The following is a 14,665-nucleotide window of genomic DNA, read 5'->3' as shown; positions in this document are numbered from 1 at the left end:
AGCCAATAAAAATGGGGGCATTAGCCCCCATTAAACGTGATGAGAATCCAGTAACCGCGATTATAGGATAAAACGGCTCAGATCTTCATCTGCCACTAACGCATCCAGATGTTTACTCACATATTCTGCGTCAATGGTAACGGTTTGACCGTTCAGGTCGCTCGCGTCGTAAGAGATATCTTCGACCAGGCGTTCCAGCACGGTATGCAGACGACGCGCACCGATGTTTTCGGTGGTTTCGTTCACCTGCCATGCAGCCTGGGCAATACGTTTGATACCGTCTTCGGTGAACTCGAGGTTCACGCCTTCGGTCGCCATCAGCGCTTTGTACTGTACGGTAGCAGAGGCGTTTGGCTCAGTCAGGATACGTTCGAAATCTTCGGTGGTCAGCGCCTGCAGCTCAACGCGGATAGGCAGACGGCCCTGCAGTTCCGGGATCAGATCCGACGGGCTGGCAACCTGGAAGGCACCTGATGCGATAAACAGGATGTGGTCCGTTTTCACCATGCCGTGCTTGGTGGAGACGGTGCAGCCTTCAACCAGCGGCAGCAGGTCGCGCTGAACGCCTTCGCGGGACACATCCGGGCCGGAGCTGTTGCCACCGCGCTTACAAATTTTGTCGATTTCGTCGATAAACACGATACCGTGCTGCTCAACCGCGTCGATAGCGTCCTGCTTCAGCTCTTCCGGGTTCACCAGCTTCGCGGCTTCTTCTTCAATCAGCAGCTTCATTGCGTCTTTAATTTTCAGCTTACGCGCTTTCTGCTTCTGGCCGCCCAGGTTCTGGAACATGGACTGCAGCTGGCTGGTCATTTCTTCCATGCCCGGAGGCGCCATGATTTCCACACCCATTGGTGCGGCAGCGAGATCGATCTCAATCTCTTTGTCGTCCAGCTGGCCTTCACGCAGCTTCTTGCGGAACGCCTGACGCGCAGCGGACGGTTCCGCCTGCTGTTCTGCCTGGCCCCAGTTGTTTTTTGCCGGTGGGATCAGCACGTCGAGAATACGCTCTTCGGCCATCTCTTCCGCGCGATAGCGGTTTTTCTCGATCGCCTGGACGCGCACCATTTTGATCGCCGAGTCGGTCAGATCGCGGATGATGGAGTCCACTTCTTTACCCACGTAGCCCACTTCGGTGAACTTGGTGGCTTCAACTTTGATGAACGGCGCGTTGGCCAGCTTCGCCAGACGACGGGCGATTTCGGTTTTACCGACGCCGGTCGGGCCGATCATCAGAATGTTCTTCGGCGTGACTTCGTGGCGCAGCTCTTCGTCAAGCTGCATACGACGCCAGCGGTTACGCAGGGCGATAGCCACGGAGCGCTTGGCGTTATCCTGGCCGATAATGTGTTTGTTCAGTTCGCTGACAATTTCGCGTGGGGTCATTTCAGACATGGGAGATCCTTACGCTTTGGAGGTCAATTCTTCGATGGTGTGGTTGTGGTTGGTATAGATGCAGATATCACCTGCAATATCCAACGCCTTCACCGCGATATCACGCGCGTTCATGTCGGTATTTTCCAACAGCGCGCGGGCTGCAGCCTGGGCATAAGGGCCGCCAGAGCCGATGGCAATCAGGTCATTTTCCGGCTGAATCACGTCACCGTTACCGGTGATGATAAGCGATGCGGTCTCATCGGCTACCGCCAGCAGCGCTTCGAGCTTGCGCAGCATGCGGTCGGTACGCCAGTCTTTCGCCAGCTCAACGGCAGCTTTCACCAGATGACCCTGGTGCATTTCCAGTTTGCGTTCAAACAGTTCAAACAGCGTGAAGGCATCCGCCGTGCCGCCTGCAAAACCGGCGATCACTTTGTCGTTGTAGAGACGGCGCACTTTCTTCACGTTGCCTTTCATGACGGTATTACCCAGCGTGGCCTGGCCATCACCGGCGATTACCACATGGCCGTTACGGCGTACACTTACTATTGTTGTCACGAGCAGACCCCCTGGTTACAGAATCGGGAAACAGAAGCCCTGAGCCTGTGCTCAGGGCTGAATTAAATGATAGATGGGGGGGATTTCGGGGGTTTCAACCCCCGGAGGCGAGTCGAATGCAGTTTGTGTGGCCGGCGACTTTCAAGCGCGAAATGGTGCCATCGGCATTTTCTTTGCCTTTGACCGGACCAATCACCACGCGATTCCAGCCGTTATTGGTGGTAATACGCGAATCAAACCCTTCAAAGGCCAGCTGAGCACGTACCGTTTCCGCCTGCTCGGCACCTTTGAACGAACCGCACTGTACCATCCAGCGGCGCTCATCTTTTTTCTCGGCCGTCTGCTTCGGCGCTTCGGTCTCTTTGGTGACCGGCGCGGCCTGCTGCGTTTTCGGCTGCTGCGCGGTGGTATGCGCTGGCGTCTGGAGCAGATCCTGATACGGCTGAGCCGCCTGTTTCTGCGGCTGCGTTTTCGGCTGCTGTTGGACAGGCTGAGACTGCACCGTACGCGTCTGCTGCTGGTATGGCTGTTCCGTTACCCGCGGCTGCGTTTTAGGCTGCTGCACCGGCTGGGTTTGCGCCCACTGCTGCTGTTGCTGCTGTTGCTGCTGTTGCTGCTGAATCTGCTGTTGTGCCTGACGTCGCTGCAGCGTTTGCTGGCGCTGCGCCGGCGTCTGTTCATTCCACGGCACTTCGTTCAGCTGCGTAGGCTGCTGGCGCATATCGGCCTGCATTTGTGCCAGCAGCTGACGCTGTTCATCCGTCAGCTGATTCGCATTCTGTACTTCACCACCCGCAGAAGGTTCGGTTGGCGCACGTACCCCAGGCTGACGGCTTTCCAGCTCTTTGATATAGCGCCAGCGCTCTTCAGGCTTCGGAGGAAGGCCGTTTCCGGCGACTTTACTGGCCTGAAGCGCCTCAGACTCTTCTTTTTTATGGTGCGTGATAAAGTACAGGCCACCAATAAAGGCGACGACTACAGCCGCAGCAATAGCGACCATTGCTGGCGAGACAGCAGGCAGGTTACGTTGCTTTTTCCTTGAGCTACTCTTTTTGCGTCGCGAAGGTGCCGGCTGGCCGCGACGTACATAATCTCGTTGTGCCACTATCGTTTCGCTGTATTTATTCGTTCGTCAGCCCGCCATGTTACTTAAGCGGCGGGGCTTTGACCAGATAAGGGTATCCGAAAGACGTTTACTTTAAGTCAATGCCTGGGTCGTGCCGCGAACAATCAGTTCGCAGTCCAGCAACCGCGAGCCGCTGCTAACTGTTTGACCGTGAAGCTGATCCAGCAGCAGAAGCATCGCTTCGCGGCCGATTTGATAGCGCGGCTGAGCGACCGTTGAGAGCGGCGGATCGCAAAACTCCGAAAGCGAAATATTATCGAATCCGATGATCGATAAATCTTTCGGTATGCGAAGGCCGCGGCGTTTGGCATACGATAATGCACCCAGCGCCATCACGTCGCTGTGACAAAATACGGCGGTTGGCGGCTCAGGCAGGTCCAGAAGTTTCTCCAGCGCCTGTCCACCCGCAGCGAAGGTAAAATCACCGCGCGCAATGTAGTGCGGATCGACGGTGACGCCGGTACGGCGCAGCGCCTGAACGTAGCCCTGTAAGCGGTAGTGACACAGCGGCATCTCTTCCGGTCCGGCAATACAGCCAATACGCTTATGCCCCAGTTCCTGGAGATAGTTTACGGCGTTGAATGCGGCGGTGAGGTTATCAATGTGGACCGTCGGCAGCTCCAGCTCTGGCGCAAACTCGTTGGCCATGACCATCGGCGGTAAATTACGCTGCTCTTCAATGCTGGCATCAAACGGCAGGCGAGAGCCAAGCAGCAGCATGCCGTCGATCTGTTTGGTGATAATGAGATCGATGAAGGTTTTTTCCTGCTGGTTCTGGTGAGCACAGTCGCCAATCAGCACCAGGTAACCCTGTTCCGCTGCGGTGACTTCAATACCGCGGATAATCTCGCTGAAGAAAGGGTCACAGATGTCCGGTACAATCACCAGGATGGTGCGCGACTCATTGCGTTTGACGTTACGCCCCATCGCCTGTGGGAAATAGCCCACTTCAAGCGCAGCCTGCTCCACTCGGTTACGGGTCGCCTGGGAGACTTTATCCGGGTTCATTAATGCGCGGGATACCGTTGCCGTAGAGACCTGCGCTTTCTGGGCAACGTCTTTCATGGTCGCCGGTGCAACCTCTTTCCTGGACTTCAACGTCTTCTCCTCGCCTGAACACCGAACTTCTGACATCACCATTTTTACAGATAGTTAATGGAATCGGTTACAGAATTTTCATAAAAAGTGTGAGGAGCGTTAAATTTTTCGATCCAGCTTCAGCCTTCAATGGGATCGACGTCCAGTACCCACTTCACTTTTCTCGCCTCGGGCAGGGTGTTAATCAGCACCAGCGCGCCGCTGACGATGTGCTGAAGACGAACGCGAGAGGGGTGCTGGAGCAAAATTTGCCAGCGAAAACGTCCGCCGCGTTTTGGTGCGAGTGCCGGCACCGGGCCCAAAATCCACAGCTGATTATCCACCAGCGGGCTGGCCTGCAGGAGGTTTCTCAGTTGCTGCAGGAAAAGCGGCGCCTGCTGGTTGTTGTGGTCTTCCGCGCGGATGATGACGTGGCTGGTCCACGGCGGCAACTGCATGGTCTGGCGTTCGGCCAGCGCCTGCTCGGCAAAGGCGTCATAGCCTTTGTGCAGAAGGGTTTGCAGCAGCGGGTGCTCCGGGTGGTGCGTTTGCAATACCACTTCGCCCTGTTTACCGGCACGCCCGGCGCGCCCTGCCACCTGGGTATAAAGCTGAGCGAAGCGCTCGGCTGAACGGAAATCTGCCGAGAACAGCGCGCCGTCCACGTCCAGCAGGGCGACCAGCGTCACGTCCGGGAAGTGGTGGCCTTTTGCCAGCATCTGAGTGCCAATCAGGATGCGTGCGCCGCCGCGATGCACTTCCGCCAGCTGCTGTTCCAGCGCGCCTTTGCGGCTGGTGGTGTCCCGGTCGATGCGGGACAGGGGCACGTCGGGGAAGAAGGGCGCAAGGGCCTGTTCCAGCTGTTCCGTTCCCAGCCCCACCGGCACGATATGCGTTGAGCCACATGACGGACACTGGCGCGGCACCGGACGCTGGCTGTCGCAGTGGTGGCAGCGTAAATGCCGCTGGGCCTGGTGGAAGGTATAGTAGTGGTCACAGCGCGGGCACTCGGCAATCCATCCGCAGTCGTGGCACAGCAGGGCAGGTGCAAATCCGCGACGGTTAAGAAACAGGATCACCTGATTGCCCGCCTGCAGGTGCTGGCGCATGCGGGTAATCAGTGCAGGCGCAAGCCCGGCCTGGACCTGCTGACCTTTCAGATCCAGTACGTGCTGAATGGCCGGACGGGCATTCCCCGCGCGACGCGTCAGGCGCAGCATATGGTATTTACGCTGGCGCACGTTGTGCAGCGTTTCGAGCGCAGGCGTGGCGGAGCCGAGAATAATAGGAATTTGCTCGCTGTGGGCGCGATAAACAGCCAGATCGCGGGCGTGATAGCGCCAGCCTTCCTGCTGTTTATAGGAGCTGTCGTGTTCTTCGTCGATCACGATAACGCCAAGATTTTTAAACGGCGTAAACAGCGACGAGCGGGTGCCGATCACAATCGCCGCTTCGCCGTTTTTCGCTTTCAGCCAGGCGCTGAGGCGTTCGCTGTCGTTCAGGCCGGAGTGCAGCACCTCAACCGGCGCGTTAAAGCGTTCGCGAAAGCGGGCGATGGTTTGCGGCGTCAGGCCAATTTCCGGCACCATCACCAGCGCCTGTTTGCCCTGCGCAAGCACGTTTTCCAGCACGCTCAGGTAGACTTCCGTCTTGCCGGAGCCCGTCACGCCCGCCAGCAGCCAGGCGGAGAAATGATCGGAGGCGCTATGAATCGCGCCCACGGCGGTGGCCTGTTCGGTATTCAGACGCAGGCGATCCCCTGAAACGGAGAAACTCTCGCGCCAGTCGTAAAGGGCAGGCGCTTCGCTTGCCAGGTCGCTCAACCCTTTCTTTCTTAATGCCTGTAGCGCCGTTTCGCTGACTTCAAGTTCGTCGATCTGATGCCGCCAGATTTTCCCCTGACGCAGCGCCGCCAGGGCCTGCTGCTGTTTCTGTGAGCGCTTGAGGCTGTTAATGTCGACGGCCTGTCCATCTTCCGTAGCAAACCAGTACCACATCGGCGCATGGCTGGCGCTTTTGCCCTGGCGCAGCATGATGGGCAGGGCGTGGAACAGGACGTCGCCAATGGGGTGATGATAATAATCCGCCGCCCACAGCAGCAGTCGCCAGGTGCTGGTGGAATAAACGGGCTCGCTGTCGAGCACCTCAACCACCGACTTCAGTTCATTGAGCGGCAGTTCGCTTCGATCGCTGACGGAGACAACAATTCCCACGCGCTGCTGTTTGCCAAACGGCACGGTCACGCGACAGCCCGCTTTGGCGCTCATGCTGTCGGGCAGCAGGTAGTCAAAGGTGCGGGGAAGCGGAACGGGCAGGGCAACGTGAGCGACGGGCATCGAATCTTCCTGACTTGAAAAGTGGCGCGTTAGTATACACATTAGTGAATGCGGCGTGCGGATCAGTTTGCATACGTTGGTCAAATTCTGTATGATTCGCCGCCTTTGGTGTACTTTACGCCAAAGAACTTACAATCAACATCGCGTGGTGTCTGGCGTTAGGGCTGGAAGAGCGACGCGGCCTTAACTGAGGTTCTCCCATGAAAAAAGATATTCACCCGAAATACGAAATGATTACTGCAAACTGTTCTTGCGGTAACTCTATCCAGATCCGCTCTACCGTGGGTCACGATCTGAACCTGGACGTGTGCGGCAAATGCCACCCGTTCTACACTGGTAAGCAGCGTGATGTTGCAACCGGTGGCCGTGTTGACCGCTTCAACAAGCGTTTCAGCATCCCGGGCGCTAAATAAGTTTCCCGAAAAAAAGGCACCGCAAGGTGCCTTTTTTGTATCCGCTTCTCAGTATTCCCACGTCTCCGGGTCAATACCCAGTTCACGCATGATCACCTTCGCCTCTTCCGGGATTTCATCACTGCGTTCTTTACGCAGATCTTCATCGTTCGGCAACGGTTGACCGGTAAACGCATGCAGAAACGCTTCGCACAGCAGCTCGCTGTTGGTTGCGTGGCGCAGGTTGTTCACCTGACGACGCGTACGTTCATCGGTGAGGATCTTCAACACCTTCAGAGGAATAGAAACCGTAATTTTTTTTACTTGTTCACTCTTCTTACCGTGCTCAGCGTATGGGCTGATATATTCGCCGCTCCATTCAGCCATGAGATACCTTTAATCCTCTCAGTCATTTATCTAAAGGTGCAAAACCTGTAACCACTCGTTTTGAACCGCAATCTTGCCTAGTTTACCGTAGAGACGATACCGTGGCACGGATATTGCCGCTGCAGCGTGCACTAAAGCATATAATTTTAACGGCTATTTGCGCATTGCTCAATCTATACGCAAAGAGGTTTAGATGTCCAGATGTATTGACGTCCATACTTTCAATGTTTACTCTGGTGCCTGACTTTTCACCTCATTCGCCAGGAAGCCCTCACCATGACGCGTAAACAGGCCACTATCGCAGTGCGTAGCGGATTAAATGATGACGAGCAGTACGGCTGCGTTGTCCCGCCCATTCATCTTTCCAGTACCTACAACTTCACCGGATTTAATGAACCCCGCGCGCATGATTACTCGCGTCGTGGCAACCCTACGCGTGACGTGACCCAGCGCGCGCTGGCCGAGCTGGAAGGTGGCGCAGGCGCCGTATTAACCAATACGGGGATGTCCGCCATTCACCTGGTGACCACCGTGTTCCTGAAACCAGGTGACCTGCTGGTTGCGCCGCACGATTGCTACGGCGGCAGCTATCGCCTGTTTGATAGCCTGGCAAAACGCGGCTGCTATCGCGTACTGTTTGTCGATCAAAACGATGAACAGGCGCTGAAACAGGCGCTGGCAGAGAAGCCAAAGCTGGTTCTGGTGGAAAGTCCAAGCAATCCATTGTTGCGCGTTGTCGATATTGCGAAAATTTGTCAGCTCGCAAGGGATGCGGGAGCGATAAGTGTAGTGGATAATACGTTCCTCAGTCCGGCCCTTCAGAACCCACTCGCACTGGGTGCCGATCTGGTATTGCATTCATGCACTAAATATCTGAACGGCCATTCTGATGTGGTAGCGGGCGTGGTGATTGCCAAAGATCCCGACGTTGTCACCGAACTGGCATGGTGGGCCAATAATATTGGCGTCACCGCGGGTGCCTTCGACAGCTATCTGCTGTTGCGCGGCATCCGCACGCTGTCGCCGCGCATGGAAGTGGCGCAACGCAATGCCCAGGCGATTGTCGATTTCCTGAAAGACCAGCCGCTGGTGAAGAAGCTCTATCACCCGTCGCTACCGGAAAATCAGGGGCACGAAATTGCCGCGCGCCAGCAGAAAGGGTTTGGCGCGATGTTAAGTTTTGAACTGGACGGTGACGAGCAAACGCTGCGTCGCTTCCTGAGCGGGCTGTCATTGTTTACGCTGGCGGAATCCTTAGGTGGGGTTGAAAGCTTGATCTCCCACGCCGCGACCATGACGCACGCAGGTATGGCACCGGAAGCACGTGCCGCCGCCGGGATTTCTGAGACGCTGCTGCGGATCTCAACCGGTATTGAAGATTCTGAAGATTTAATTGCCGATCTGGAAAATGGCTTCCGGATCGCAGCCAAGGGGTAATCATGAGTGTGATAGCGCAGGCAGGGGCGAAGGGTCGTCAGCTGCACAAGTTTGGTGGTAGTAGTCTTGCTGATGTGAAATGTTACCTGCGTGTCGCAGGGATCATGACGGAATATTCACAGCCGGGTGACATGATGGTTGTCTCGGCGGCGGGCAGCACCACCAACCAGTTGATTAGCTGGCTGAAACTGAGCCAGACCGATCGCCTTTCTGCGCATCAGGTGCAACAGTCCTTACGCCGTTACCAGAGCGAGCTGATTGCCGGCCTGCTGCCTGCGGACGTGGCGGACGGGCTGATCAGTGCCTTTACCCATGACCTTGAGCGTCTGGCCGCCCTGCTGGACAGCGGGATCACCGATGCGGTGTATGCCGAAGTGGTGGGCCACGGTGAAGTGTGGTCCGCGCGCCTGATGGCCGCGGTGCTGCAACACCTGGGCGTGGAGGCGGCCTGGCTCGATGCGCGTGATTTCCTGCGCGCCGAACGCGCCGCGCAGCCGCAGGTGGATGAAGGGTTGTCCTATCCGCTGCTGCAACAGCTGCTGGTGCAGCATCCGGGCAAACGTATTGTCGTCACCGGCTTTATCAGCCGTAGCAACGCGGGTGAAACCGTGCTGCTGGGCCGTAACGGCTCCGACTACTCGGCAACGCAAATCGGTGCCCTGGCGGGCGTGTCCCGCGTCACCATCTGGAGCGACGTGGCCGGTGTTTACAGCGCCGACCCGCGTAAAGTGAAAGATGCCTGTCTGCTGCCGCTGCTGCGTCTCGACGAAGCCAGCGAGCTGGCGCGTCTGGCGGCGCCGGTACTGCACGCGCGTACGCTGCAGCCGGTTTCCGGCAGCGATATCGACCTCCAGCTGCGCTGCAGCTACACCCCGGATCAAGGCTCTACCCGTATTGAACGCGTGCTGGCCTCCGGTACGGGCGCGCGTATTGTCACCAGCCACGACGACATCTGCCTGATTGAGTTCCAGGTGCCTGCGGGCCAGGACTTCAAACTGGCGCATAAAGAGATCGACCTGGTGTTAAAGCGTGCTCAGGTGCGCCCGCTGGCCGTTGGCGTTCACAATGACCGCCAGCTGCTGCAGTTCTGCTATACCGCTGAAGTGGCGGACAGTGCCCTGAAAATTCTGGATGAAGCGGGCCTGCCGGGCGAGCTTCGCCTGCGTCAGGGGCTGGCGCTGGTGGCGATGGTGGGCGCGGGCGTCACCCGTAACCCACTGCACTGCCACCGCTTCTGGCAGCAGCTGAAAGGCCAGCCGGTGGAGTTCACCTGGCAGTCGGAAGAGGGTATCAGCCTGGTGGCAGTTCTGCGCAAAGGGCCAACCGAAAGCCTGATTCAGGGTCTGCATACCTCCCTGTTCCGCGCGGAAAAGCGCATCGGCCTGGTGCTGTTTGGTAAAGGCAACATCGGTTCCCGCTGGCTGGAGCTGTTCGCCCGCGAACAGGTCACGCTCTCGGCGCGTACCGGATTCGAATTCATTCTCGCGGGCGTCGTGGACAGCCGCCGCAGCCTGCTGAACTACGAAGGGCTGGACGCCAGCCGCGCGCTTGCCTTCTTTAATGATGAAGCCGTAGAGCAGGATGAAGAGTCGCTGTTCCTGTGGATGCGCGCGCACCCTTACGATGACCTGGTAGTGCTGGACGTGACCGCCAGCGAGCAGCTTGCCGATCAGTACCTTGATTTCGCCAGCCACGGTTTCCACGTTATCAGCGCGAACAAGCTGGCGGGGGCGAGCAGTACCGATAAATACCGCCAGATCCACGACGCGTTTGAAAAAACGGGGCGCCACTGGCTTTATAACGCCACGGTAGGGGCTGGCCTGCCGGTTAACCACACCGTGCGTGACCTGATTGAAAGCGGCGACAGCATTCTGGCGCTGAGTGGTATCTTCTCCGGCACGCTCTCCTGGCTGTTCCTGCAGTTTGACGGCACCGTTCCGTTCACCGACCTGGTGGATCAGGCGTGGCAGCAGGGCTTAACGGAACCCGATCCGCGCGTTGATCTCTCCGGTAAAGACGTGATGCGCAAGCTGGTGATCCTGGCGCGTGAAGCCGGTTATGACATCGAACCGGATTCCGTACGCGTCGAATCGCTGGTGCCTGCCGGCTGTGAAGAAGGTTCTGTGGACCATTTCTTTGAAAATGGAGAAGAGCTTAACGAGCAAATGGTGCAGCGTCTGGAAGCGGCGAACGAGATGGGGCTGGTGCTGCGCTACGTGGCGCGTTTCGAGGCCAACGGAAAAGCGCGAGTCGGTGTCGAGGCGGTGCGTCCTGAACATCCGCTGGCGGCGCTGCTGCCGTGCGATAACGTCTTCGCCATCGAAAGCCGCTGGTACCGCGATAACCCGCTGGTGATCCGCGGTCCGGGCGCGGGGCGCGATGTCACCGCCGGGGCCATCCAGTCCGACATCAACCGTCTGGCTAAGCTGCTGTAACATCTGCATTTCCCTCTCCCTGTGGGAGAGGGTTAGGGTGAGGGCATCAGACCGCACTCACCCTCATCTTGAATTTTTCTCATATTCCCTGAGCAAACCTCACCGTTATTGTTGATTATTTCTATTGACGTCCCTCCGCTTTTCCGTCATTTTTACATCTGGACGTCTAAACGTATAGAAGTTCACAACACAACAGACAATGACACGCGATTGATAGAGGTAAGGTATGAGCTTTTTTCACGCCAACCAGCGGGAAGCACTGAATCAGAGCCTGGCCGAAGTAAACGGCCAGATTAACGTCTCTTTTGAATTTTTCCCGCCGCGCACCAGTGAAATGGAGCAAACCCTTTGGAGCTCTATCGATCGTCTCAGCAGCCTGAAACCGAAGTTTGTCTCCGTGACCTACGGTGCGAACTCCGGCGAGCGTGACCGTACGCACAGCATCATTAAAGGCATCAAAGATCGCACCGGTCTCGAAGCGGCCCCGCACCTCACCTGTATCGACGCCACCCGCGACGAGCTGCGCGCCATCGCCCAGGATTACTGGAATAACGGTATCCGTCATATTGTCGCATTGCGCGGTGACCTGCCTCCTGGGAGCGGTAAGCCGGACATGTATGCCGCCGATCTGGTGGGGCTGTTGAAGGGGGTGGCGGACTTTGATATCTCCGTGGCCGCTTATCCTGAAGTGCATCCGGAAGCGAAAAGCGCTCAGGCCGATCTGCTTAACCTCAAGCGTAAGGTGGATGCCGGCGCAAACCGCGCCATTACTCAGTTCTTCTTTGATGTGGAAAGCTATCTGCGCTTCCGTGACCGCTGCGTCTCCGCGGGCATCGACGTTGAAATTATCCCGGGTATTCTGCCGGTCTCTAACTTCAAACAGGCGAAGAAATTTGCTGATATGACCAATGTGCGTATTCCTCTCTGGATGTCTAAAATGTACGAGGGGCTGGACGATGACCCGGAAACACGCAAGCTGGTGGGCGCAAATATCGCGATGGACATGGTGAAGATCTTAAGTCGTGAAGGGGTGAAGGATTTCCACTTCTACACGCTGAACCGTGCTGAGATGAGTTACGCCATATGCCACACGCTCGGCGTTAGACCAGGCGTGTAACAAAAAAGAGCCCTCTTCGGAGGGTTTTTTGATTTATAAGGGTTTTATTTTCCTGCCATATCAGCAATGCTGCCTTTGACGTACAAAACTCATGTATTTTCCATGAGAAATTAAACGGATTTAACTATCGAATCTGTGGGTTATCTCAACTATACCTTATCAACAAGGGCGTATATCGTAACGGTAACACTGTAAAAGGGAGCATAGCGATGAGCACGTCAGACGAAACCAATAAAGCGGCATCAGTCGGCAAATGCCCGTTCCATCAGGGCGGCGTCGATCACAGCGCGGGCGCAGGTACAGGCAGCCGCGACTGGTGGCCAAAACAACTCCGCATCGATCTTCTTAACCAACATTCCAATCGTTCGAACCCGCTGGGTGAAGACTTTGACTACCGCAAAGAATTTAGCAAGCTTGATTACTCCGCGCTGAAAGGCGATCTCAAAGCACTTTTAACCGACTCCCAACCGTGGTGGCCTGCCGACTGGGGCAGCTATGCGGGCCTGTTTATCCGTATGGCCTGGCATGGCGCGGGTACCTATCGCTCCGTTGACGGACGCGGTGGCGCAGGACGCGGTCAACAGCGCTTTGCGCCGCTGAACTCCTGGCCGGATAACGTGAGCCTGGATAAGGCGCGCCGTCTGCTGTGGCCCATCAAGCAAAAATACGGACAAAAAATTTCCTGGGCTGACCTGTTTATCCTCGCGGGTAACGTGGCGCTGGAGAACTCCGGCTTCCGCACCTTTGGTTTCGGTGCCGGGCGTGAAGACGTCTGGGAACCGGATCTGGACGTAAACTGGGGTGATGAAAAAGCCTGGCTGACCCACCGCGATCCGGAAGCGCTGGCGAAGCGTCCTCTGGCCGCCACCGAAATGGGCCTGATCTACGTGAACCCGGAAGGGCCAAACGCCAGCGGTGAACCGCTGTCAGCGGCGGCAGCGATTCGCGCGACCTTCGGCAACATGGGCATGAACGATGAAGAGACCGTCGCGCTGATTGCAGGCGGCCACACCCTCGGTAAGACTCACGGCGCGGGTGAAGCCACCCACGTGGGTACCGACCCGGAAGCCTCACCAATTGAAGCGCAGGGCCTGGGCTGGGCGAGCACGCTCGGCACGGGCGTGGGTGCTGATGCCATTACCTCCGGTCTGGAAGTCATCTGGTCACAAACCCCGACGCAGTGGAGCAACTACTTCTTCGAAAACCTGTTCAAATACGAATGGGTGCAGACCCGCAGCCCGGCAGGGGCGATTCAGTTTGAAGCCGTAGATGCACCGGAAATCATGCCCGATCCGTTCGACCCGTCGAAAAAACGCAAACCTACCATGCTGGTCACCGACCTGACGCTGCGTTTTGACCCGGAATTCGAGAAAATTTCCCGCCGCTTCCTGAACGACCCGCAGGCCTTCAACGAAGCCTTCGCGCGCGCGTGGTTCAAACTGACCCACCGTGATATGGGGCCAAAATCGCGTTACCTTGGCCCGGAAGTGCCGAAAGAAGATCTGATTTGGCAGGACCCGCTGCCGCAGGCGGTGTTCAATCCGTCGAAAGAAGACATTGAAAGCCTGAAGGCGGAAATTGCGGCCTCTGGTCTGTCCGTGAGCGAACTGGTTTCCGTTGCCTGGGCGTCAGCTTCAACCTTCCGCGGTGGCGATAAGCGTGGCGGCGCTAACGGCGCGCGTCTGGCGCTGGCGCCTCAGCGCGACTGGGATGTGAACGCCGCGGCGGTTCGCGCGTTGCCGGCTCTGGAAGCTATTCAGCGCACCACCAACAAAGCCTCACTGGCCGATATCATCGTGCTGGCGGGCGTGGTAGGCGTTGAGCAGGCCGCAAAAGCCGCAGGCGTGTACGTCACCGTACCGTTCGCCCCAGGCCGCGTGGATGCGCGTCAGGATCAGACGGATATCGAGATGTTTAACCTGCTCGAACCGGTTGCCGATGGTTTCCGCAACTACCGTGCGCAGGTGGATGTGTCCACCACGGAGTCACTGCTGATCGACAAAGCCCAGCAGCTGACGCTGACCGCGCCGGAGCTGACGGTGCTGATCGGCGGCCTGCGCGTGCTGGGTGCCAACTTTGATGGCAGCAAGAATGGCGTGTTCACCGACCGCGAGGGCGTGCTGAGCAACGATTTCTTCGTGAACCTGCTGGACATGAACACGCAGTGGAAGGCGACCGACGAATCCAATGAGCTGTTTGCCGGAAGCGATCGCGCCAGCGGTGAAGTGAAATATACCGCCACCCGCGCCGATCTGGTCTTCGGTTCGAACGCCGTCCTGCGTGCGCTGGCAGAGGTTTACGCCAGCGATGATGCGCATGAGAAGTTTGTCCGCGACTTCGTTGCCGCATGGGCGAAGGTGATGGATCTGGACCGGTTTGATCTGCAGTAACCCTTGTGCCGGGTGGCGCTAACGCTTACCCGG

At 57.4% G+C, this 14,665-nt stretch carries 11 protein-coding genes; 5 read left to right on the top strand and 6 right to left on the bottom strand.

All coding sequences use genetic code 11. The features are described from left to right. Nucleotides 1–60: 60 nt before the first annotated feature. The 5 genes from hslU to priA form a co-directional block, all read right to left on the bottom strand. Nucleotides 61–1,395, bottom strand: a complete 1,335-nt coding sequence (gene hslU / locus AC0TNG_RS01365) for an HslU--HslV peptidase ATPase subunit (protein WP_023309685.1) — start codon at nt 1,393–1,395, stop codon at nt 61–63. Nucleotides 1,396–1,404: 9 nt separating this feature from the next. Next, complete coding sequence (gene hslV, locus AC0TNG_RS01360; protein ID WP_008501802.1) at nt 1,405–1,935, bottom strand: ATP-dependent protease subunit HslV; 531 nt, start codon at nt 1,933–1,935, stop codon at nt 1,405–1,407. Nucleotides 1,936–2,029: 94 nt separating this feature from the next. After that, entirely contained in the window at nt 2,030–3,040 is a 1,011-nt protein-coding gene (gene ftsN, locus AC0TNG_RS01355) for a cell division protein FtsN (protein ID WP_473712438.1), read from the bottom strand. Nucleotides 3,041–3,133: 93 nt separating this feature from the next. Continuing rightward, nucleotides 3,134–4,159, bottom strand: coding sequence for a DNA-binding transcriptional regulator CytR (gene cytR, locus AC0TNG_RS01350; protein WP_023309683.1), 1,026 nt, complete (start codon nt 4,157–4,159; stop codon nt 3,134–3,136). A gap of 119 nt (nt 4,160–4,278) precedes the next feature. Next, nucleotides 4,279–6,474, bottom strand: a complete 2,196-nt coding sequence (gene priA, locus AC0TNG_RS01345) for a primosomal protein N' (RefSeq protein ID WP_061716297.1) — start codon at nt 6,472–6,474, stop codon at nt 4,279–4,281. 200 nt (nt 6,475–6,674) lie between these two features. Between priA and rpmE the strand changes: the two genes are divergently transcribed. After that, a complete protein-coding gene (gene rpmE, locus AC0TNG_RS01340; protein ID WP_003862040.1) occupies nt 6,675–6,887 on the top strand; it encodes a 50S ribosomal protein L31 in 213 nt (70 codons plus the stop codon). A gap of 48 nt (nt 6,888–6,935) precedes the next feature. Here the strand turns inward: rpmE and metJ are convergent, their stop codons facing one another. Beyond that, nucleotides 6,936–7,253, bottom strand: a complete 318-nt coding sequence (metJ, locus tag AC0TNG_RS01335) for a met regulon transcriptional regulator MetJ (protein WP_015966498.1) — start codon at nt 7,251–7,253, stop codon at nt 6,936–6,938. Nucleotides 7,254–7,529: 276 nt separating this feature from the next. On the opposite strand from metJ, the gene metB reads away from it, so the two are divergent. From metB to katG, 4 genes are all read left to right on the top strand, one after another. Continuing rightward, nucleotides 7,530–8,690: a cystathionine gamma-synthase gene (metB, locus tag AC0TNG_RS01330; RefSeq protein WP_024909188.1), complete on the top strand. Its 1,161-nt coding sequence runs from the start codon at nt 7,530–7,532 to the stop codon at nt 8,688–8,690. A 2-nt stretch (nt 8,691–8,692) separates the two neighbouring features. Next, nucleotides 8,693–11,125, top strand: coding sequence for a bifunctional aspartate kinase/homoserine dehydrogenase II (locus AC0TNG_RS01325; RefSeq protein ID WP_024909187.1), 2,433 nt, complete (start codon nt 8,693–8,695; stop codon nt 11,123–11,125). A gap of 226 nt (nt 11,126–11,351) precedes the next feature. Further along, a complete protein-coding gene (metF, locus tag AC0TNG_RS01320) occupies nt 11,352–12,242 on the top strand; it encodes a methylenetetrahydrofolate reductase (RefSeq protein WP_024909186.1) in 891 nt (296 codons plus the stop codon). Between the two features lie 209 nt (nt 12,243–12,451). Further along, complete coding sequence (gene katG, locus AC0TNG_RS01315; RefSeq protein ID WP_090420868.1) at nt 12,452–14,632, top strand: catalase/peroxidase HPI; 2,181 nt, start codon at nt 12,452–12,454, stop codon at nt 14,630–14,632. The last annotated feature ends 33 nt before the right edge of the window (nt 14,633–14,665 follow it).

This window comes from Enterobacter sp. PL_is514, assembly GCF_055816715.1.
Note: the sequence above shows the minus strand (reverse complement) of the source record. Positions and strands in the feature narration are given on the sequence as shown.